Source organism: Pseudomonadota bacterium, from assembly GCA_030860485.1.
Taxonomy (GTDB): domain Bacteria; phylum Pseudomonadota; class Gammaproteobacteria; order JACCXJ01; family JACCXJ01; genus JACCXJ01.
This window is the reverse complement of the sequence record JALZID010000351.1, coordinates 1-23388: the sequence shown is the minus strand read 5'-3', so window position 1 is coordinate 23388 and position 23388 is coordinate 1. Positions and strand designations below refer to the sequence as shown.

General features: G+C 56.9%; 15 protein-coding genes. 2 read left to right on the top strand and 13 right to left on the bottom strand.

Features of this window, described 5'->3' with window-relative positions:
- Window positions 1-82: 82 nt before the first annotated feature.
- Together M3461_21820 and M3461_21815 are read left to right on the top strand one after the other, a co-directional pair.
- The gene (locus tag M3461_21820; protein MDQ3776794.1) at window positions 83-1270 is read left to right on the top strand and encodes a glycosyltransferase; all 1188 of its coding nucleotides are present in this window, start codon (window positions 83-85) and stop codon (window positions 1268-1270) included.
- Between the two features lie 509 nt (window positions 1271-1779).
- Entirely contained in the window at window positions 1780-2943 is a 1164-nt protein-coding gene (locus M3461_21815; GenBank protein MDQ3776793.1) for a hypothetical protein, read from the top strand.
- A 113-nt stretch (window positions 2944-3056) separates the two neighbouring features.
- Here M3461_21815 and M3461_21810 read toward each other — a convergent pair whose 3' ends face one another.
- The 13 genes from M3461_21810 to M3461_21750 all read right to left on the bottom strand — a co-directional run bounded on the left by M3461_21810 (window position 3057) and on the right by M3461_21750 (window position 23255).
- Window positions 3057-4412 (bottom strand): hypothetical protein, encoded by a 1356-nt coding sequence (locus tag M3461_21810; protein MDQ3776792.1) that lies wholly within the window; start codon window positions 4410-4412, stop codon window positions 3057-3059.
- A 250-nt stretch (window positions 4413-4662) separates the two neighbouring features.
- On the bottom strand, window positions 4663-5943 hold the full coding sequence (locus M3461_21805; protein MDQ3776791.1) for a glycosyltransferase family 1 protein: 1281 nt from the start codon (window positions 5941-5943) through the stop codon (window positions 4663-4665).
- Entirely contained in the window at window positions 5940-6983 is a 1044-nt protein-coding gene (locus M3461_21800; protein ID MDQ3776790.1) for a glycosyltransferase family 2 protein, read from the bottom strand. The genes M3461_21805 and M3461_21800 overlap by 4 nt, the downstream gene beginning before the upstream one ends.
- A gap of 259 nt (window positions 6984-7242) precedes the next feature.
- Window positions 7243-7971, bottom strand: a complete 729-nt coding sequence (locus M3461_21795) for a hypothetical protein (GenBank protein ID MDQ3776789.1) — start codon at window positions 7969-7971, stop codon at window positions 7243-7245.
- A gap of 356 nt (window positions 7972-8327) precedes the next feature.
- Window positions 8328-9305 carry an SDR family NAD(P)-dependent oxidoreductase gene (locus tag M3461_21790; GenBank protein ID MDQ3776788.1) on the bottom strand — a complete coding sequence of 326 codons (978 nt, stop codon included), beginning with the start codon at window positions 9303-9305 and terminating at the stop codon, window positions 8328-8330.
- Between the two features lie 225 nt (window positions 9306-9530).
- Window positions 9531-11036 (bottom strand): O-antigen translocase, encoded by a 1506-nt coding sequence (locus M3461_21785; protein ID MDQ3776787.1) that lies wholly within the window; start codon window positions 11034-11036, stop codon window positions 9531-9533.
- 241 nt (window positions 11037-11277) lie between these two features.
- Window positions 11278-12357: a sugar transferase gene (locus M3461_21780; GenBank protein MDQ3776786.1), complete on the bottom strand. Its 1080-nt coding sequence runs from the start codon at window positions 12355-12357 to the stop codon at window positions 11278-11280.
- Window positions 12358-12540: 183 nt separating this feature from the next.
- Entirely contained in the window at window positions 12541-13725 is a 1185-nt protein-coding gene (locus tag M3461_21775; protein MDQ3776785.1) for a DegT/DnrJ/EryC1/StrS family aminotransferase, read from the bottom strand.
- Window positions 13726-13879: 154 nt separating this feature from the next.
- Complete coding sequence (locus M3461_21770) at window positions 13880-14578, bottom strand: acyltransferase (GenBank protein MDQ3776784.1); 699 nt, start codon at window positions 14576-14578, stop codon at window positions 13880-13882.
- Window positions 14568-15671 carry a DegT/DnrJ/EryC1/StrS family aminotransferase gene (locus M3461_21765; GenBank protein ID MDQ3776783.1) on the bottom strand — a complete coding sequence of 368 codons (1104 nt, stop codon included), beginning with the start codon at window positions 15669-15671 and terminating at the stop codon, window positions 14568-14570. The genes M3461_21770 and M3461_21765 overlap by 11 nt, the downstream gene beginning before the upstream one ends.
- A 4-nt stretch (window positions 15672-15675) precedes the next feature.
- Window positions 15676-16695: a Gfo/Idh/MocA family oxidoreductase gene (locus tag M3461_21760; GenBank protein ID MDQ3776782.1), complete on the bottom strand. Its 1020-nt coding sequence runs from the start codon at window positions 16693-16695 to the stop codon at window positions 15676-15678.
- A gap of 60 nt (window positions 16696-16755) precedes the next feature.
- The gene (locus M3461_21755) at window positions 16756-17238 is read right to left on the bottom strand and encodes an N-acetyltransferase (protein ID MDQ3776781.1); all 483 of its coding nucleotides are present in this window, start codon (window positions 17236-17238) and stop codon (window positions 16756-16758) included.
- Between the two features lie 629 nt (window positions 17239-17867).
- A complete protein-coding gene (locus M3461_21750; protein ID MDQ3776780.1) occupies window positions 17868-23255 on the bottom strand; it encodes a DUF4082 domain-containing protein in 5388 nt (1795 codons plus the stop codon).
- Window positions 23256-23388 lie beyond the last annotated feature (133 nt).

Genomic DNA, 23388 nt, shown 5'->3' with positions numbered 1-23388 from the left:
CCGCGAGGCTTCACTCGCCTGCTGCTACGGCATTCGTATAGCCGTCCTAAGCAGTTCGCTTCTTTTGACACAAACGTAGCTCATGGGTTCCCAAAAAGGCATGAAGCATCCCTTACGCGTCGCAATGGTTGCGTACGCAAATTACTTTACTGATGCCCGCATCAAAAACTATGTTGACGCCCTGCTTGACGCGGGCGCGTCTGTCGACGTGTTTGCCTTGGGAAAGGAAGTGGGTTCGTACAGCGACGGAAACCTGTTTGTCAACAATGTTCGAACGAAGTATTGGGGCTCCAGTGCGCTCGGTTACATTGTTGGCCAACTTAGTTTTTTGGTGCAAGCAACTTGGCGTTTGCTCATGCGTTCATTCGCCGGAAGGTACGACATAATTCACGCTCATAACATGCCAAACATTCTTGCACTGACTGGACTTCCTTTCAAGGTGCTGGGCACCAAAGTAATTCTCGACGTGCACGACACTATGCCTGAGGCGTATGCGACCAAGTTTGGATATTCGTTGGACAGTCTTGCAACGAGAATACTGGTTGGAGAAGAAGTCCTTTCGGCCGCGTGTGCAGACAAAGTGATTACAACGAATATAATGCACAAGGAGGTTCTCATCGGACACGGAATTCCAGCAAATAAAATTGCTCAAATATTGAATGTTGGAAACAGGAAGATCTTTAAACCAAGGCCATATCGCGCACACGGTCACGAGTTGTGGCTTGGCTATCACGGCACTATTGCAAGACGCCTGGGTGTGTTCTTGATCGTTGATGCGCTAAGTTTCATCAAGGAAGCCTGCCCGGGCGTACGATTTCTTTGCGTCGGTGAAGGGGACGACTTGGCTGCTATGAAGCAACGAGCTGAAGAGAAAAGGGTCACGGATATGGTCGAGTGGAAACCGTTCGTTGCCGTCGAGAAGCTCCCTGAAGTGCTTAATAAGGTCGATGTTGGTGTCATTGGGAACCAGCGGGACACAGAGTTGAAAAGGAACTATATGCTTCCTGTCAAGATGCTCGAATATGCGGCCATGGAGATTCCAACTGTTGGTCCTCGCCTGCAAATTCTCGAGCGATACTTCAACGACACATCAGCGTTTTTCTATGAGCCTGATGACGCGAGCGCCCTGGCAAACGCAATTCGTGCTATCTACAACAACAGAAGTCTTATCACAGCCCGCATTGATGGTTTGCGGAAGTTTAATGCCGAGTACAATTGGGATATCATGGCTGAGCGCTACCTAACAATGATAAACGAGGTTGTTTCGTAATGGTCCACAAGTGAAGTTCACATGTTTCCACGAGCCATGATGGGTAATAGGCGAGCCCAGTCCCGAGCCGATGTAATTTCGCAAGGCGTCGTGGATCAATAACGGCGAAAACTATAACCACGTAGGTTATCCGATACGTTTCAGTGAAGCCACAAGGGTACGTTGTCCACAATTGCTCGACCGTATGTCACACGTTTCCCGGTTCCGATTTCGCGTCCACAAACATTCACCCCCTCACGCCTACCTTGTGGCAAGGCGCGTGCCTGCATCGAAAGGTGCGGAGAGTTTGATGTTAGAGCGTCAAAGGCCAACAATGCGCTGCGCGTCTTCAAGTCCGGTTGGGGAGGGTTGACATCCGTCGCGCCATAGGATCATAGCCGATGATGCACCCCAAATAGGTGCATCAAAGCTTGATGACATTACGAGCACTGCCATTTACGCCTCAACCGCGTTGCTGTGTAAACGGAGTGGACAACCTATTGTATACGCAGTTTAGCTTGGAGACAGCAATGGCTGAAATTGTCGAGAAAGTTTGTGTGCAGCGGAATGCGACCGGATCGTCGACGGACGAGCATCCGGTAGAATACTATTTGCACGAGCGCTACAACCAGCCGGGCAAAACGCGCGGATTGCTGAAAGCATACTATGCTCTTCGCCCGCTTTTACCCCGTAGCCTTCAACTCGCAATGCGCAGGCAATACGCGAAGAAACAAGCGCAAGTGAAGTTTCCGGCATGGCCCATCGAGCCGATCCTTGTTCACCGTGCTAATCGTGAGATGAAGGCTCGCATTGAGCAAAGTGAGGAGAAAAGAATTCCAATCATCAACTTCTGGCCCAGAAGCTTTCGTGCCGCTGTAACGCTCACTCACGACATTGAAGGACAGATTGGTCTGAGAAACATCCTGCGCGTCAGAGAACTTGAGAAAAAGTACGGCGTTGTTTCCTCGTGGAATTTTGTGCCGGAACGGTATCCGTTCGACAAAAAGATCTTCAAGGAACTTACCGATCAAGGTTGCGAGATTGGATTGCACGGCTTGTACCACGACGGCAAAGAGTTCTCATCGCGGCAAATATTCGAGGAGCGCCTCCCAACCATGAATCGTTATTTGAAAAAGTGGGGTGCCGTCGGGTTTCGCTCGCCGGCGACGCACCGCAATCCCGACTGGATGCCGGAAATTGCTGCTGAATATGATTCATCATTCCCTGATACGGATCCGTTCGAGCCCCAGTCGGGCGGCTGCTGTTCGGTCTTTCCGTTCTTTCTTGGTGACATGGTGGAACTGCCGATTACCTTGGTACAAGATCACACGTTGATTGAAATCTTACGGAAGAAAGACATTGAATTGTGGAAGCAGAAATCACGGTGGGTCATCGAGAATCACGGCTTGGTCAATATCATCATCCATCCCGATTACATGTTGACCGAAACGAACCTTCAGTATTACGATCAATTTCTCGCGTTCATCATGTCGCAAGAAAATCTCTGGCACGCTTTGCCCAACGATGTTGCGCGCTGGTGGCGGGATCGCTCGAAGTCCGAGGTCATCACAACGGACGGCCTCCAGCCAACCATCAAAGGTGCTGCAAGCGACCGTGGTTGCATTACGTGGGCAGAGCTAGAGGGTGGAGAAGTAAAGTACACGTGTACAATAGTTCAGTGTAACGAGACGTGAGAGTGCCTTTCCCGGATTTGCACGGGCGATATTGACTTTAGCGGGGCATCGGGTGGCCGGCGCGTTGGATGACGCGTCCGCCGTAGCGTGTTAAGGGGCGCGAAAGCCTAGCTTTATGCTTCGGTAGCGCCTAGGCGGCTACGCCGACTGACTGTCGTGGCTTTCGCAACGGCAAATGGTTTCATACCCTGACGCCAACTGATTGTCTTGGCCGCCGTACTGGAAAGTGGCTTCAGAGGCTGAACCGCACCGATCGCGGCCAGAACGAGGTAAAAGAAAACGACGGATTGGTCGAAGAGGGAGATCGCAAGGAAATTTGCTACGTGCCCAAATAAGATCGCTCCTAACGTCCAGATGAGAAAGAGATGTTCCATGGACGCACTTTCATGCTCCCGGAGCGCCAGTCCCACCGCGCGGAACGCAGCCACGAGGGTCATGATGAAAAGAAACATCAGCGGCAGGCCCCCCCACACGCCCATCGCCAGCACGTGATTAGTAATGTCGGTATGCGCTTCGTATGCCTGTAGACCCGTCGCCATCCAATGCCGCGTGTAATCCGTACCTACTAGCCACCACTCATCTAAATGTTCGAGCGAGGATTCTATCAGCCTAGACCGATGCCAGCCCGTGCTCCCGCCAGCAATGTCAATTCGCATCATCAGATAGTATACGGGGGCTTTCATGACCGCGTCCAAGGCGATAACCGCAGTTAACGCCAGCCAACGGATCATGCGCAAACGTTTTCGTGCTTTCCAAAGAGCCAGGCCGAACAGGATGAAAAGGAGCATCATGATCGGTCCGGTCGAAGTGCTGGCGAAGACGATTCCGCCCGCAGCAAACAATCCCAACAATGCATGCTTGCGGTGACTCTTGTACAAATAGACGGCCATCGGGAAACATGCCGCGCCAACCGTTCCAGCCAAGATCGGGTGGCTGAACGGCCCTTGCGCACGAACGTGTCCCTCGCGGACGTCGGGTAGTTCATTTATTCCACCCAAACTAGCAAAGAAATTCGTCCCGCTGGATTGTTCAAGAAGCATAAGCACCGCGATCGGCACCAAAAGAACACACAGGACTTTGAAAATGCGCCGAACGTCTGCCGAATCCTGAACAAAAACCCGAAACAAGAAGTAATAGCCCAGATCACTCCAGATCATTCCTGCCCGGAACACCCAGGCGCCGGACGTGTGAAAAACGCTGCTACCAATCAACCAGACGGCCCAGAGAATCAACATGCCATCCACACGATTAATGCCGTTCGCAATCCGGTCGCCCTTTAACAGGACGCGCAAAATGCCCACCGCAACCAACATCCGCATCACCGTGAAACTCGCCGGCCCGACCTCAAGCACTTGGCCAAGCGTCATATACAACGCCCCGAGCAACAAAGGAATCGCCGCGAAACGCCTCGGCAAAGTAGCGAGGAACACGCCGGCGATCAGCGTGAAACCAATGCCGATGGCGTTCATTTCCCGCACTCAGCTACATTCGGTTGGGTGCATACCATACTTACTATGGGAATATTCCTGAAGGCGGCCGCATGTCTCAAACGGAATCTGCCAAATGTTGACGCCTGATATCCTTGCCACGCCCGGAAAACGGATATAATGTCTTATGTACCGACGCAGGATGCCTGCCTCTATAGCGGAAACAACGGACGGAAAAACTTCGCTGTAATCTCCAGCCAGCTGCAGACAGAGCGGCGCTCAGCTGAATGAGTCACGCTCCCAAGACTCGCCGGAAGATCGCATCGACAGCAGCACCCGCGTCGTCCCACGTCCGGGGGTGGACGCTTGCGGCCGCCCTCCGGGACAATGAGTCGAAATCCGCCATCGTAACTAGGGCTTCGAGTTCGGCGGCCAGGGCGTGGGGGTTCGGCGACGCATAACGAATAAAGGGATTATCCAGGACGATACGGTTGTGAACGGCGTCGTTGACGACCGGGATACATCCGGCGGCGAGCATTTCGTGGGGAACCAGTGATACGTTCGTCAGTGACAAGCTTAGCCCCGCGTAGCACCGATTGTAGATACAGTTGAGCTGCTCAGGTGTAACACGACCGTGGTCGACGAAGGCGAATGGCAACTTGCCCATCTTGTCTCCATAGAAATGTAGTTCGATCTCCGGCCGACGTTTGGCGAAAAGCTCGATAGCCATCAGGCCGAGCTCGAAACCGCGGCGCGCGGCTTCCGGACGGGCGTAGAACACCACGCCGGAACGACGGGAACTTGGCAGGCGGTTATAGCGAGAGGCGTCGCACCCGAACTCGAAGTAATCTGCTTCCATACAGAACTCGGTACGGAGCTTTTCCGCCAGCCACCGGCCAGCAGTTATGGCGTGGAAACCCATACGGTACGTGTTCTCGGCCAGAACGCTTGAGGCCCCAACGGGGTAGAAATAAGGCTCGAAGTCCTGTACGAAGTAAAAGCGCTTGCCGGCACAACGTGCGTTGAAGGCCGGGTAGGCGGTGGGCCAAGAAGTTGCGACCACGGCGTGGGCATTGTCCATTCCGTCGTCCAGACTCGCCAACCGGCCGTTGAACTCGTAGGAACGACGCACGATCGATTCGTAATATTGGTGGTCGACGCGGTGAACGTCGTAGAAGTAGACCCGGTTCACGTACCCGTGTGCCTCAAGGTACCTGACGATGCGGTATAGGGTTGTATGGCCGCCCGCCCCGGGACTGGGGGGGGTCGTCACCCAGTTGATGAACACTGGTTGCCCGGGGCTGGTCGTCGGAACGACGACCCGTAATGATCGGAATAGGTCGACCGCTACGATATCGGCGGGGCGGACTGGCATCACGACGTCCTTCGGGGCGAGCCATCGCGCCACAGCGGTTCGTGTTCGGTGGCTGATCCCACGCGGCCCCTCGGCCTTCCAGATGTCACGTAATTGCCGGTAACGGCGAGCGAATTGGACTTGGGCTCGGTCGAGCAGCGAGTTCACAGCCACCTCTTGTCGGGCAGGATCGCGTACGGGATGTGTGCTAATCGTCATACTCCCTGCCGTTTCCATCGCTCGCGCCGCAGCCGGCGCCGAATCCGGCGCACGAGCGCCGGCGCGGCGAATACTTGAGTCCGGTGGCATATGATGGGCCCGAGGCGTCGCCGCCGACGGAGTGCCGCGTACTCAGATAGGGACATCGCCGCAGGGTAGGTCGTCATCGCGAACGCTACCAACTCATCGGCACCGGCTTCTTCCACTTGATTGCGGTCGTACGCCCGACACGCTTCCCATAGCGCTTCGCGCGCAAGGGCACGGCCGGCCAGGTCGCGCAGACGGTAAGCGCCCGCGACAGCGTTGTGGTGATGCTGAAAGAAGGTGTCGAAGGCGGCTTTGCGTTGCTCCAAGTCCACGAGGCTGCGTCGGTACGTGGTGCGCAACATGCTCGCCGGGTGCACGCGATAGCAGGCCTGCGGCACGCCCCGCACATAGGCGATGTCGGAAACGGCTGCGATCCGCAACCACATCTCGAGGTCACCGGTGTGCGGAAGCTCGGGACGATAGCCACCGACAGCCCGCTGGACGCTTCCTCGCACCACAACCTCGGGTGACGAGATTACATTATGTCCGGCTCGACATCGGCCTTCCAGCCATTCGGCTCCCGACCACTGGGTGTAAGCCCGCTCACGCGCGGTGATGCGCGGGATTTCCGTCTCCTTCTCGAAGTAGATCGGACGTCCGTAGACCATGCCAATGCTTTCGTCGGTGTCCATAATCCGCACCGCCCGGCTTAGCGATCCGGGCATCAGCAAGTCATCGGCCGACAATAGAACGGTGTACTCGGCAGTTGACCAGTCGATCAGTCCCTCGTTATACGTGGCAATGTGGCCCTTGTTCACTTTATGTCGGCGGAACGCAACCCGGCTATCAGACGCGGCCAGTTCGTGGCCGACCCGTGCCGTGTTGTCCGAGGAAGCGTCGTCGATCACGAGCACGCGAACGTCCACTCCTGACTGTGAGAGCACGCTGTGCACGCAGGCCTGCAGATAGCGGGCATAGTTGTAGCAAGGTATGACGACGTCAACGGCGCTCACAATATGTCTCTAGATAAACAGACAGTAGTTCCAGATGCGTGTATTTATGGTTTAACCGGTGGTCCGCCAATGTACGCTCGATCTGCCCGCCCAACCGCCACCGAAGACCACCATCGCCGGCGACGTCAGCCGCGGCCGTGCAGTCCAGACCTACTGAGGCCCGTGAGCAATATCAACTAGTTAGGACCTTACCCCGCGAATCGACTACATCGGGCTAGTTCTTCAGCGATAGCTGCCAACGACCCTCCCAAACCCCGTTCTAGCGGAACCTGATTTGAAGCATTAGCCGGTCCGCGTGAGTCGGCGGCGACGCGCGGTGATAGCAAGCGGCATCTTGGATGAACCCGGTGCCGGCCGGGCCCTCGATCACCAGCTCGTTCTCGCGGCCGAATCGTTGGTGGACCAGGAATTCGCTTGCGACCGCCGATCCGAAGAGCATCCGCAATGACTTGCGGTCGTGCGACTTGCGCATCATCACGTGTGCGCCGGAATATCGGTCGGTATCGAGAATGTAAAAGCTCGCATAGACGAAGTTGAAGCCCCCGACGTCGTAGTGATAGTCGATCGCGACCTGCTTTAGACACCGCCGCTCCTCGTCGGTGAAATCCGAAGCCAAGCTCCAATAGAGTATCGGCGCGTCCGTGTCTGGCTCGTAACCGAGGTAGTTCCGCGCAATTGCACGCAAGACCGGATCCTCGACAATCCCGCGCACGGCACCGCAGCTCATCGGATCGCGAATGGAGCCTGTCGGGGTTGCCCGGCCGTCGGGCGCGCGCCCGCGGATCACATCATGGTGGAGAAAGGTCGGGCCGTCCGGATCGTGTCGTGCGAACAGGGGCGTGGACCGGCAAAACGTATCGATTTCGCGGACGATCGTCGCAGGAAGGCGGATTCCCAAAAACACCGCATCGTCGCGAATGGTTTTGACCGCTTGAGCGACGTCTATGTCAGGGAACAGCGTCTGCCCGCCAGAAATCTCCGCTGACACCCGGAATCCCGTTTCGCGGAGTCGACGAACGCGACTATAGGACATACGGACGGCCCTGAAACGGCCAAAGACATAGTGGAGTTCGCCGCTTCTCAACCGTGACAATATGCTCTTTACATTCATAAGTCGTCCTGGCTCTTGCGGGTGTACATCGCCGGCTTCGGTGAGCCGTATAACGGCTTTGCCGTCAGCTTCGTGCGTTCGCCCCATAACGGGCGACATCACCACCAAGAGATCCGGCTGCGTCTACCGAGTTTCGTTCTCAATTGGTAGAGCCTGAAGAACAACACGAGCACCGACGCATACGCAATGGCCTGAGCGGCGAACCAGTACTTCCAACCTCATCGGTATGGCCATCAACGGCGCGAACCTGCTATATGCCCTGCACGCTCGTGTGACCACCAAGTCACCAAACGACGCATACCTTCTTCCAACGACACCTGCGTCGTAAAGCAGAGCAAGCGCTCCGCCTTGCTAACATCAGCGAGCCGCCGCGAGACGGAGTTCACTTTCCGGGCCGGTGCGTATTCCGAGGCGAGGTTCACGCCCATCACACAGCCAAGGATTTCAGCTAGCTCCTTCAGACTCGTTTCGATCCCACTGGAAACATTGATGACATCGTCTGTCACGGACGACCTGGCGGCTGCCAGATTGGCCCTCGCCACATCCTCTACAAAAACAAAGTCCATCGTTTGGGAACCGTCGCCCAGAATCACACAGGGTTCGCCATTTGCCAGACGCTCCATCCATCGAATCATCACCTCAGTATATACCCCGTATGCATCCATCCGAGGCCCATACACGTTAAAGTACCGCAGCGCCACATAATTAAGGCCGTACATCTCATGGAAGCTGCGTAGAAGGCCCTCGCCATACAGTTTGATTGCTCCGTAAATCGTCCGGTTACCGTACCCATGATGCTCTTCAGATGTCGGAAACTCTTGTGCCTGTCCATAGATAGATGCCGAGGACGCCGCGACAACACGCTTAACCTTCGCTGCTACCGCCGCCTCAAGAACGTTAAACGTACCCGTGGCCAGGACGTCATGGGCCAGGCGCGGATCTTCCGCACACTGGGTAATCCGGATCGCCGCTTCGTGAAATACAATATCTACGCCCTCCATGACCGCCCGGACCAAGCTGCTATCCCGGATATCTCCGTCTACAATCGTGACCCGCCCACTCGCCGCCGCCACGGTTAGATTCTGCTCTCGACCTCGGGTGAAGTTGTCCAGCACGACGATTTCCTTAATACCCTCGCTGACCAGTTGGTCAGCTATGTGGGACCCAATCAGCCCTGCTCCACCCGTTATCAATGCCCGGTTGTAGTTCATGCCACCTCTCCTTTAGCCAATGCCCAGTTGTTCTCTTAGCTCAACCACTGTTTCCCGAAAAGCTAAAAGTAATACGTCGCGGCTGCCTACTTATCAGGGTGTCGTAGACGCTTTCGCTTTGCGACTTGAGCGAAGCCCGTTTCCCTGTGCGATGCGACGCAATGCGGTACGGGTGGTCGTCCACCGATCATAACGTTGACTTATTTGGATCACATGCAAGTACTTCTAGCCATTGGAAACCGCGAGACGGGACCACAAGAGCAACCGCTGTATGGAGCTGGGAAACCGGTCGAGGGACACCAGCCGAATGAGAATTCGAATCGAATAAGCACCACTTAGAATCACCAGCAAGGTCCCGGCCCCAGCGGCGATTAACGGCGGTAGCACGTAGAAACCGCAGAATACCGATCCCATCAAGGCAAGAAACAGCAAGGCGGTTTTTCTGTTCTCCGCTGACCACCGAAAACCGGTGAGCCGGCGGACAACCGGATAGATCATGAGTCCGTGAAAGACATACGACCCAAAGAACGCCATCCCGGCCCCATTTAATCCGAACGAACTCACGGCCAACCACGAGAGCCCTACGTTCACGACGGTCCAAGCCAATTCAGTCCAAAAGAAATAGGTCTGCTGGCCTTTTGCTAGGATAATGAAGCCCATTGGCCACGTGATCACACGGACGGCCATCCCAAGACAAAACCAGCGCAACAGATCCACGGCCGCGCCGAACTCGGCACTATAGAACGCTGCGATTACAATTGGAGCGAACGTTAACGTCGCGACCATGCCGGGGCCCGCTAACAACAGGCTAATTAGCGCCTGCTCGTTCACGATTCGGTTACACTTGGCGTTGTTCTCGGCTATGGCGGTGAGGCGCGGGTAGAAGTCTGCAGCCATCGCTTGGAGAATGAACCCCACATAGAGCCCGCCCAGAGTCCAAGCACACTGATAGTACCCCGCTGCCTCAAAGCCTACAATACGAAGCACCATGGTACGGACCGCGTAGGCCGCTCCCATCATGAGAAACCCACTTGCCATAAACGCCAAGCCGAGCTTTAACAGGCCCATCGCTTCCTTCCTGACTTCGGTGATAGTCATTGCAGGGGGCTGAATCTGCACTTTTCGGGCGTACCACCATGAGTTGATCACTGTCATCGCAGCAACCGCTACCAACGATGGGACCACCCCATCCTCCCGAAAAAAATAAACCAAGGGGATGCTGATAATGGTTCCGAAGAGCGCTCCCAACACTCCCATCCTCGCGAGGTCCGAGATACGTCGCATACCCTGAATCAGCGCGCCTTGACCGTCGGCTACTAGACGCAAGAACACAGCGAATGACAGCAGCGCCACCGCTCCGACGTGTCCATCGGTGCCAAACGTTAGGATGGACACCTGACTGGACAATACGAGAAGTAACACAGCGCCCAATATACCTAGAAGGATCGACGTGCGCCGCAGTACCGTGACGGTTCGCGCAATCCTTTTTGGGTCGCCCGAACCGACTGCCTCAGCGATCTGGCGCACACCGCTGCTGTTGATGCCCATTTCAGCAATGCTGCGCGTAAGGTCCGCGATTGATCCATACACGCCCAGCAAGCCGACCCCCGCCGGACCCAGCAACACCGCCATAGCTTTGGTACGAATTATCCCAATTGCCACGTTCAGGACCGATGATCCGCCGATCAATGCCGAGGACTTAAGAATCTGCCCATAGGCCTGGTTTTCTATGGCCGCGCTCTCGACCGCTCTAGGCGTGTGTTCCGATGGACCCGCCGACCGCCTGTTGGCCACGTTAAGAGGTTTTCCGCCAGCCGTTTAAGGTACTGCCGGACATCTGCGCCACCACACACCTGAAGTATCGTGTGTGATGGCAGAGGCTCCCCCCTTGGAAGGTACTGGGCAACTCTTGCCAGGCATTACCGCAAGGTAGTCGGTCACCAATTCGTAAGCAGCTCACTCGGCTTGCCTATTAGTAGCCGCCTACGGACAGGAGTATGACCTTAACGGTCCTGATGAGGATTCTCACATCGAACAAAAGGGACCATGTCCGAACATATCGAAGATCGAGTCTCACCATGTTATCAAAGGACGTTTCGCTTCGCGCTTCCACCTGCCATAGACCCGTCATACCGGGTTTCATCTCCAGAATTCGTCTGAGATGCCATGACTGGTATTGCTCAACCTCGTAAGGAAGAGGCGGCCGCGGTCCCACCAAGCTCATGTCGCCCTTCAACACATTGAAAAGCTGCGGAAGCTCGTCAATACTCGTTTTGCGAATAATTCTGCCAATCCACGTGATCCGTGGGTCCGATGTCAGCTTGTACAATGGCTGCTCCTTGGTCCCCTGATTACTCTCCTCCTGCCGGCCCTTGATAAACCCCGTGATGTATTCTCGGTGAATACCTTCCTCTGTGTTGAGATACATGGATCGGAACTTATAGATGGGAAACAAAGCTCCCTTCTGTCCCACGCGGGTTTGCGTAAAGATAGCGGGTCCTGGAGAGTTCAGTCTTATGACTAGCGCTGTGATCAGCATTATGGGCGTCAGTAGCACTAGTGCAAGCAAAGCCCCTACGAGGTCAATGCCTCGCTTCAATAGCATCCCGAAACGGAGCGATTCTGTCGAATCCCCAATAAATAAAGGAGAAACCTCCTCTGACTCCTCTCTGTTTTTCTGGAAACTAGTAAAGATCTGATCAGGATAGGTAGCAGTGACAATTGAGAAAGGAGGTTCGGTATAGCCGTTAAGGATTTTGCGCATGCATTGTTCTGCGCCCTCCTTGCCCGTCTCCGGAAAGAGCACGCCGATGACTCCATGGTCGACGTATCCAATGACGTCCGTCTCTCGTAGGTGTCCCTGAAGCGGCGCTATGAAGCGCTCAAAATGACTAGGCGCGTCGGTCGCTTGTTTCTCGAAATTCAGAAGAGCAATACTTAAAGGAGCTTTGGAACGCTCAGCACGGCGTTTCTCGATTCGCAACTGCCTAAGGAAGTAAGGCTTAGGCAGGGGTAGGACAGCTGTCCTACTCTGTTGATTAGGATGTGGCATGGCAGGTATCGATATGTTGGCAGAGCGCCCCCTACGGTGACGCGGTGCGGGTCAGAAGCGATGGCCGCACGTGAGAAACCGAGCATGCGAGGAGCGTTGTGGTCTTAAAGTGCCTTGCTGGTACTCCGGTGGCGATGCTATTCATGCGGCTTGTGGGCACCGAATGTGCCGATGACTTGTTCATCATACGTGCAAAGCGTCACGGAGCGCCTTAACTACCTGATCCTGCTGTATAAAGCTCATCCCTGGGAACAATGGCAACATGATACTTGTGTCTTGTGCTTCTTCGCTGTGTCGCAGTCGCTGACAGCCTATACCACCGCAGTTGCAATATGTCGCGTTACCGGTACAGGACCACGTGCCGGGTGGATAGGCAGCCTCTCGATGGGAACACATGACCCCACGGCGTGTCGCCACCCCGACATCTAACATAGACCGCATCACTTGTCGCTGGTCCGATTGCGTCGGCAGGCGAATGCAAAAGCTCTGCCATGTGCTTCGCGCACAATCCGGCTCCGCCTGTAAACGAACTCCTGGCACCTCGGAGAGCATGGACCTGTAGCGGAACGCCAGCGTCCGACGCCTCGCAATCAGGCCGTCCAGGCGCTTCAACTGCGCACAACCCATCGCTCCCTGAATATCCGTCATGCGGAAGTTGAATCCGACCTCGGGGTAGGTCTCGAAAATTACCTCGGACGAATTATGCCGGATGGTATCCGGAACGCTCATGTAATGCTGCCGTAAGAGCCTGAAACGATGATCGTAATCAGCCCTGCTGGTGGTGAGCATTCCCCCCTCGCCGGTCGTGATGACCTTGCGCGGGTGAAAAGAAAAACACGCGATGTCGCCGTGCGGCTTGCCTATCCGTTCCCAGCTTTCTGCTATCTCAATTTCGCTCCCGATAGCACAGGCAGCATCTTCGATTACCGGCAGGCCATGACGTGATGCTATTTCAAGGATTCGCGGAAGGTCGCACGGCATACCGACTTGGTGAACGCAAAGAATCGCCCTGGTCCGTTTCGATATAGCCGCTTCGATCAGCGTAGGATCGACGTTGAGAGTATCTGGGCAGATGTCCACAAATACCGGAATGGCACCGCAATAGCGGATGCTGTTTGCGGTCGCGATGAATGAATGGCTCACGGTTACCACCTCATCGCCGGGCTTTGCACCAATAGCAAGGAGTGCCAAATATAAGGCGGTCGTACAACTCGACACGGCGCAAGCATGCTTTGCGCCAACATAGTCCGCAAAGGCTTTTTCGAACTTTTCAACGTACGGACCTTGGCTCACCCAGCCGGATTGCAGCACCTCCGCAATCCCTGCGATCTCTTCGTCACCAATAGTAGGTCTGGTTATCGGTATCATTAAGTCAAGTCATCGTTTCATCGGTTCTAACGCCGGCCGGCCATCAGTACGCGCATAACAACGTCTGGTTTCGCCACGGCCTGAAACCTCATATCACCAAGGCCGTAGGTTGACTCTAGCGAGTTGCGCTCCGCGGTGGAGCACGACGCCGTGCCTATGTTTCTTCACGCACTTTCTCATCCGCCCGCCAGCCAATGATTGTAGCGGGAACACCTGCAGCTTTGGCAAATGGCGGTACGTCCTTGGTGACCACCGCTCCTGCGCCGACGATCGCGCCTTTGCCAACGGTAACACCTGGCATCAACACTGCGTTGGTCCCTATATCAGCCCACTCCTCTACTCGTACCGGCTTGATCGCAAGATCTGTCTTAATGATAGGAACGTTTACCGGCGTTGCCGTATGTACAGAACCCAGTACTTTTGCGCCCGGTCCCCATCCTACATGGTCCTCAAGCACCAAAGCTCGCGCATCGAAGTAACTGTGTGGTCCAATCCACACGTAATCGCCGATGTAACAGGAACCATCAAATCGCCCCTGTATATAGGCCTCACTGCCGATGAAAACACCATTACCGATCTCGAAGGTTTCCGGATGTTTAAAACCGGCCCCAGGGTCCACTCGCAAACCGGCACCGCAGGAGCGTGCCAAAGCGCGCCACAGCACGCGGCGCATCAACGCATCAAAACCTCCATATCCCTGGCTGAAGCGGCCGTAGAGCTCAAGCAGACCTTCGCGGCCATATTGCTGGCGCAGGTCCTCTGCTAAGCCGACGACATACGCGGGGTCGGGCTCCAGTCTGCTGAGGCCATGCACCGCGCTGGCTAAACGGGATCCGGTGGGCTCATTTGGCATGCAGTGCCTCGCGTACCGCCCTCGCAACAGATTCGAGTTGCTTTAGCTGCAACTCGGGAAACATAGGCAACGACAGCAGTTCTTGTGCCGCTTTCTCCGTCACTGGCAGGTCGCCTGGCAGATGCCCGAGGTGTTCGTATGCCTTTTGCAAATGGACCGGAATCGGATAGTGAATACCCGTTTGCACTCCCGTCGCTCGCAGCTTCTCCTGTACGCTGTCGCGCTTGGGCGTGCGGACCGCGTACACATGGTAGACGTGGCGCGCATTCGGCATCTCTACCGGCGTCCGCACTCCCGAGCCGTCAAGGAGATCCTGGTACGTCGCGGCGTGCCGACTGCGGGCATCGGTCCAAGCATCGAGGTGACGAAGCTTGACCCGCAGTATCGCCCCTTGGAGACCTTCCATGCGGTAGTTGAACCCCTTGAGCACATGATGATACTTGCGCTCCTGACCCCAGTCACGCAGCTTCCGGACGGCGTGCGCATACCTCTCGGTGTTCGTCACCACCATGCCGGCTTCGCCGCAGGCGCCGAGATTCTTTCCAGGATAGAAACTGAAACACCCTAGGTCACCAATCCCACCGACGCGCCGGCCTTTATATTCTGCGCCGTGCGCCTGAGCAGCGTCCTCGATGACCACCAGATTGTTACGCCGCGCAATATCCAGAATAGGGTCCAGGTCGGCCGGATGACCGTGCAGGTGTACCGGAAGTAGCGCCTTTGTCCGCTCTGTGATCGCCGCCTCTACCTGGGTGACGTCCATATTGAGGGTCTCAGGGTCAACGTCTACGAAGACCGGTCGTGCGCCGGTATAGTCAATCGCAGCTACCGTCGCAACAAAGGTACAGGAGACGGTGATCACCTCGTCGCCCGGCCCCACGCCGGCCACTAGCAAGGCTAGATGCAGGGCACTCGTACCTGAATTCACTCCGATTGCGAATCTCGCGCCGACGTATCCGGCGAACTCCTCCTCAAACGCCGATACCTCACTACCCAACACATACTCTCCGCTCGCCAGTGTCTTCGTGACTGCGGCCCCTATTTCGTCTTTCAGGGCCTCGTATTGTGCTTTCAGGTTCAAGAATGGAACCATGTCATTAGCATCCATTGAAGTTGAGCTCTACGGGCCGGCCGCGCGTATTCATGGATTGCGTTGCCGCTTCCAGTATCCGGACGACTCTGAGTCCTGCCCGACCGTCGGTGATAGAGCGTTCGCCGTGAGTTATGCAGCGAATGAAGTACCGCGCCTCCGCCAGAAGGGCCTCGGTCACCTCTATCTTCGGTGCCCAGACATCACCGGTACGATACCCAATCATCACATTGTACATGCTCTCCTTGCTACCATTGACCGTGATGCCCTTGTCATACACCTTTACTTTCTCGCTCGGCTCAAGGTCATCATATATGATCATCTTCCTGTTTCCGCCGATCAGCGTCCGGCGGATCTTCGCCGGCGCCAACCAGTTGACGTGCAGATGAGCAATTGCATTGTTTTCAAAGAATAGGGTCAAGTAGGCAATGTTGGCCGGCTCGCCCGGCACATGATTTACTCCGGTGGCGGAAACCGCGATCGGGCTCAACGGGAACACATAGTCCATTATCGAAAGGTCATGCACCGCCAGGTCCCAGATGACGTTGACGTCGGGTCGAAACAACCCCAGGCTTACCCGCACGGAGTCGTAGTAGTATAACTCTCCCACTTCACCGTCGCTCACTAGTGCTCGGATCTTGCGAACGGCGCCGGTATAGACAAACGTGTGATCTACGTGGAGGGTCAGATTGTGTTTCTCGGCTTCCTCTATGAGCCGTTCTCCCTGCGCGGCAGTCTGCGTTAACGGTTTCTCAATGAACACATGCTTCTTCAAGCTAAGCGCCTGCAAAGCCAAGGCATAATGACTTGCTACCGGCGTGGCGATGACAATAGCATCGATATCCTGATTAGACAACAGGGTTTCATGATCGGTGGTAATGGCGATAGCGGGATAACGCGCCTTGACCAGACGCAGACGCTGTTCATCCAGATCGCTGACGGCGACGACTTGAGCGTCTGGAACCTCAGAGAAGTTCCGAACGAGGTTAGGTCCCCAATATCCGTAGCCAATAACTCCTATCTTCATTACAAGTCCTCCTTGACTTTGAAAAAGTACGACTGTACAAAGGCAAGAAACAGGCCAGCACTACGTCCGCTCCCTGTCTCGCGAATCTCCCGTGATCAGCGCCGGTACGCCGGCAACTATCGCATAATCCGGTACATCGCGTGTCACGACAGCCCCGGCGCCCACCAAAGCCCCGGCTCCGATCGTAACGCCGCATAGAATTGTTGCATTACTGCCTATCGCGGCACCGAACTTGACTCGTGTCGCCGTCACCTCCCAATCCGCTTCCGTCAGCAGATGGCCATCTCCGGCAACGGCTCGCGGATACCTGTCGTTGATAAACATCACACCATGGCCCACGAAGACCCCCTCTTCGATAGTCACGCCTTCGCAAATGAAGGTGTGACTAGATATCTTGCATCGAGCGCCGACAGACGCGCCTTTTTGTATCTCGACAAAACTGCCGATTTTCGTCCCCGGTCCGATTTGGCAGCCGTACAGGTTCACGAGCTCGGGATGATGTATCACGACACCTTCGCCGAGCTGCACGTCGTTTGCGATCATTAGTACAGAGTTAACGGTTCAGGGACGCGTATTCCTGTTGTAGGCTCATCGGTCACCGCAAAGCAAATTTATCGGCGTTATAGGGATTTCTTGAGGCCGCTCACCACACCACATACTCCTGCGCTTCGGTCATCTGTTCCGCCGTACTACGGGCTCTCCCCTTGTGCGGATATATGACACTATCGTCCCTCTCTCCGAAATCTAAAGCCCTCTGCTAACGGCGCTTTACTCGAAATAGCCTGCTGTCCACCGGATAAGGCGCACCGAAAGCGCCGGATAACCTTCGAAGCCAGCGCCCGTCATGCGTGCGCGGTCCCCCATACCTTCCTTATGATAGCTCACTTGAACCGCTACCCCGTCCAACGAAAAATCGCGCGCCGTTGACGAAGCTACATCGATGATGCGAACCCTGAAATTGGCGTTCGAGACATCACCCACAGTCCAGGTTCGCCCCCAAGTATTCGTAGCACCACCCAGGATATAGTTCGTCGTCGCCGTACTTAGGGTCGTCGTACTCAGGGCCGTCGTCCACGATGCGCCACCATTCCAGGACAGCTGCGCACACATCCTCGGGGAGTTCGCAGCGCTGTCGGCCCTTGCGTCCAGGCGGACTTCGATACCCCGGATGGCTACGCCACTCGGTACAATGAGGTTGTAGTTGTAGTAGCTGTGCTTGTCCTTGCCCCCGTTGTGTTCGTGTTCGTACCGCTGTTGGTATCCACGGCAAACAAGCCATTCGTGACGTAGGCGTTACTCGGGGTGGTCTGAAACCAATTGTTGTCGCCGGCACCGCTCGTAACCGCTGCGTTGGCGCTCGGAGCCAGGAAGCCGGTACTTGTGATCGGCGGAGCGGTCTGCACGGTCAGCGTGCTGTTCCCCGAGGCGGCGCCCGAGGTCGCCGAGATTGAAGTGGTGCCAGTGCTCGTTCCCGCCGTTGCCAATCCCGCGCTATTGATGGTGGCCACCGCCGTGTTCGAGGAGGCCCAGGTCACCTGAGTAGTTATGTTCTGGGTGCTGCTGTCGGAGTAAGTGCCTGTGGCCGTAAACTGCTGCGTCGCCGAAGTTTGGATCGTCGGATTCGCGGGCGTCACCGCGATCGACGCCAGTGTCGAGGCGGTCCCTGGAATGAACACCACGTCCACCCAGTAATTGCTGAAGGCGAAGGTGTTGGTCGGGAAACCACCCGCCCCGTACAGGTATACCCCGTTGCCCCCACTCACCCCGTCCTGCAGCGCATGCAGCGGGGGGGTGTCGACGCCGGTGGTGAAGTACCCTTCATTGACTGCATAGCGCCCGTTCGGGGCGTGGTACGAAGCTACATAGGTCGTGCCGGCCGTGATCGCCACCGGGCTCGTAAAGTTTACCTGCTGCCAACCCGAGGCCGTCTCGCCGGTGAAGATCGCCTGCGCCAACAGCGTCCCGCCGCTGCTCCAGAGCTTGCCCACATGCGTGCCAGTGTTCGCACTGCCCTTGTAGAACCGCACCCCGCACACCGTGCCGTTTACATCCGAGCGGAACTTGACCCCCAACTCCACCGCCGAGGTGTCCGGATCCGCAGCCACCGCCGGCACCGCCGTCCCCGGCCAGATCGTGTTGCCGGTACAGGCCCCCGAGCTCGCGGTAGTGAAGGACCAACTGACGTTGACAGCGAGCGCATTACCCGCGAGATCCTTCACCCGCGGATCGGTCGTACCACCCTTGACCGTGGCCGTATAGGTGACCCCATTGGACAGCGCACTGCTCGGCGTCAATGTCGCGGTGTTAGTGCTTGCGTTGTAGCTAACCGTGGCCGTCACCAATGCGTTGCTCGCATCCCGTAGCTCGAAGGTCGAGGTGTTGACCGTCGCCGGATGATCCATGGCCTCGCTGAAGATCGCCGTGACGGTGGCCACCACGGCGACACCCGTGGCACCGTTCGCAGGTGTCGTCGACGACGACACCGTCGGCGGCGTCGTGTCGGAGGTCGCGGTGGTCGCCGTCGCTATGTTCGAGTAGCCGCTGAAATTAGGCACCGCGTCGGCCGCACGCACTCGATATCGATAGGTCGTGCCCGGCGTCAGCCCACTGTCCGCATGGCTCGTCCCGGTCGGGGTCGCCACTTCGGCAAAATCGGTACATCCCGCACCTTGACACCGCTCTACTCGATAACCACTGACTCCCACGTTATCGGTCGAGCCCGTCCACGTCAGATTGATTTGCGAGGTCGATACGGCCGTCGCACTGAGATTGGAGGGCGCCGTCGGCGGAGTCGTGTCAGGACCCGTGCTGGTCGTAAAGACCACATCCACCCAGTAGTTTGTGGACTGGAAGGTGATGGAAGGAAAACCGCCCGTCCCATATACGTACGCACCATTACCCCCGCTCACACCGTCCTGCAATGCATGCAGCGGCGCATTGTCAACACCGCCGGCGGCGAAAAATCCAGTATCTGCCGCATACCGCCCATTCGGCGCATGGTAGGAAGCCACGTAAACGATATTGGCCGTGACCGCCACCGGCGTGGCGAAGTCCGCTTGCTGCCAGCCCGACGCGGTCTCGCCGGTGAAGGTCGCGGTGGCAAGCAAGGTTCCGCTGCTGCTCCACAGGTTGCCGACGTGTGTGCCCGTATTCGTGCCACTCTTGTAGAATCGGATGCCGCAAACAAAGCCACTGACATCCGATCGGAACTTCACCCCCAGTTCAACCGGGGTCGTATCAGGATCCGCAGGATTCGCCGGCACGGCCGTGGCAGGCCAAACACTACTCCCTGTGCAGGTGCTCGGCGGATTTCCTGAACCAACCGTGACGTTAACACCGGCGCTCGGCGTTTCGAGATTCCCGCTGTCGTCCACGGCACGGCTCCGAATCGTCACACTCCCGGAGGCGCTGGGGAGCCAGGTAACGCTCCAGTTGGAGCGGCCATTGGCTGGAAACCAAGTTGATCCGCCGTCCACCGAGACCTCGACGCCACCCACCACCCCTCCTCCGCTGTCGGTTGCCGTTCCGCTGATGGTCACGGGACTTCCCTGCGGCACGTTTGAACCATTCGTCGGCGAGGCTATCGTCGAGCTGGGAGCAGTCGCATCGGCCGAAGCGGTCGCGTGAACCAAGCCTGACTGCAGTGTAGAAGGCTGCACGCCCATGTCCGCAAACAGGTTCACGGTCGCCTGCCGCATCCGTACATCAGCTGCAGCACTGCCGTTATCGTGATTACTATCCAGACCCCAGGACCATTGAACCGTACCTGAGCCGAAAACCAGGGCACCGCTATTATGCCGGTAAAGCGTCAGATGATGCGTCGCCGTCCCCGACCCAAAATTAGACCCGTAGTCCAACAGCACCGGCGCATTCGGTACCACAGCGGTCGACATGTGGAAGAGGCCAGCCGGTCGGAATCCGTTGTCAATATCTTCGTCCCATTCATAGCCCAAGGTTCCAAAGGGTAATGTGGCCGTGGCCCCTGCCGCGAGATTCGCGATGCTGGTGTTGCGCCAAAAGCGCATCTTGCCGTCTTCCGCCGGCACCCGAATCGAGGTCGTCGCCCCGGCGTTTACGGTGAAAAGTGTGCCGGTCAGGGCATTTTCCGGACGGCCGCCGTCCGCGGGCGGGCTAAAGCGCGGGTCGCGCCAGGTGCCGGTCCAGACACCGGGCAAAGGATCGATCTTCTCATTGGCGTGCGTTTCCTTGTAGCACACGAGCGTGCGATACGGCGTCCCCGAACCATCGATGCTGTTTTCCCAGCGGGTCTTCCAGAACACCTCGTTGCCGCTGAAAAACCCTAAATCCACGCCCGCGTTCCGAGCCGCTTCAACGTTCGTATGCTGGCCATCAGACCAGTATTCGTCATGCCCGACCGATAGGAAGAGCTTATGGTTGCGGATCAACGCGCCGCGACGATCGCTGTCGACTCCGGTAGAGTAGCTGACGTCGTAACCATTGGCCTCTAGCCACCGGACCATCGGGTATTCGGCGTTGAATAACCAATCCTGGCCGTTATCGACGGCGCGGGTGCGGAAAGGCCGGTTGTAGCTGACCTTGTAAGCGCGCCCGGCCGGCGATCCAGTATAGAGGCTATTACCGCCGTAATTGTTATATGCCTGCCAGGTGGTATCCGAAGTTTGGAAAAGTATGTTGGACGTGCTCGCATCGTCGCGTACGACGAAGACGATGTGGCTTGCCTGGCCCGCATTTGCACCGTCCTCGCGAACCGCTTTCGCGAAGTATATCCCCGACGTCGCGGTCGCCGGAACGCTCCATGAAGCGGATACAGCCCAATTCCCGCATTCGATGAGCCCCGTCGCGGAGTCGTTAAGACAAGCCGGCTGGGATTGAGGCAAGGTAGCAGATGGTTGTACGGTTGTAATCTTGCGTGCTCCGGCCCCCCCGTAATAGCCCATGCGGTAGATGTCGAGGCGGTAGTCCGATGAGTTCGTATCGATCTTGAATGATACGGTCTGTCCCCGGTTTACACTGATGTCCGTTGCAAATCCTTGAATGCTTGCATTCCCCGCTCCGTTTACGTCCCATTCCGAAGCAGCGTTGCCCGTTAGACAGTTCTCCGCAACGATACCATTTGCTGGAGAGCCACAAACTCCTCCCACTCCCACGGTCGTGAACGACCACGTGGCGTTCGCCGCTAACGCGTTATCCGCAACATCCTTCACCCGCGGATCCGTCGCTCCGCCCTTGAGTGTGGCGGTATAAGTTGCCGAATTGGCCAGCACGGTACTTGGCGTCAGTGTTGCCGTGTTGGCGTTGGAGCTGACCGTAGCAGTTACCAAGGCGTTGGTTGAGTCCCGCAGCTCGAAGGTCGAGGTGTTGACCGTCGCCGGATTCAGCGGCTCGTTGAACGTCACGGTCACGGCCGTGGTGGGACTGACGCCGGTCGCGTTATCCGTCGGCGATTTCGTGATCACCGTCGGCGGTGTCGTGTCAGAACCCCCGGCGCTGGTCGTAAAGACCACATCCACCCAGTAGTTACTGGCTTGGAATGTATTGGTAGGGAAGCCGCCCGCCCCATAGACGTACACACCATTACCCCCGCTTTCCCCGTCTTTTAGGAAATACAAGGGGCCGTTTTGAAAACCGCTGCCCGCGAAATAGTTACTGTCAAAAGCATAACCTCCATTCGGAGCATGGTACGAAGCGACGTAAACGGTATTGGCCGTGATCGCCACCGGCGCGGCGAAGCTCACCTGCTGCCACCCTGAGGCGGTTTCGCTGGTGAAGGTCGCCGTCGCGAGCTGTGTTCCTCCGGTGGTCCATAACCGACCGACATGGGTGCCGGTGTTACCGGCTCCCTTGTAAAACCGAATACCGGTGATGAAGCCGTCCGAATCAGACCGGAACTTGACGCCAAGCTCGACGGCATTGGGATCGTTTGCAGGGGCATTCGTCGGGGTCGTTGCGTTGTTCCAGCCACTGCAAGAGCTAGAGCAGGGTGCCGCTTCCGTCGTGAAGGTCCAAACGAAGTCCGAGACCATCGCAAGGCCGCCAGCATCTTTTGCCCCTGTGGCGCCACCTTTCACGGTCGCCGTATAGCTTGTTGAGCTCAATAAACTAGCGCTTGGGTCCAACGTCGCAGTTCGAATTGCGCCGTTATAGGTAACCGTAGCGGTGACCAATGTGTTGCCGGGACCGCGTAATTCAAATGTACTGGTCCCGATCGTCGCTGGACCCATATCCTCGCTAAAGGTAGCGGTAATGAGCGCCGCTTGGCTAACCCCGGTGGCACCGGTATTCGGCGAATGAGAAACCACAGTGGGGGGCGTCGTGTCAGGCGCGAAGCTTGCCACATAGGCCCCCGACAACGCGGAAACCACCGCATAGCTCACTCCCTTGATGATCTCGGTCGTGAACGTAATTGGACTGCCGTTACGCGTGATCCCGGTAACAACGACGCCGTTCACCACTCGCGGCACCAGCGCTTGCAGTCCGTTGGCAGCGCTGTTTTGGGTGACGCTAAAGCTCAGGGAGTTCCCGCTCCAGGAGAGCGCTCCGAACGAGGAGTTGTTGCGGCCATCCAGCCACGCCATCATCTGCCGGCTCGACACGATGGGCACGCCGCGGGCAAGTGCCGAGCTGACCGTGGCGTCACTCTCTGGGATCTGTGCGACATCCGTGTGAGCGTTGATGGTAAAAGCGCCGTAATAGCCCTCCGGCCCTAACGCA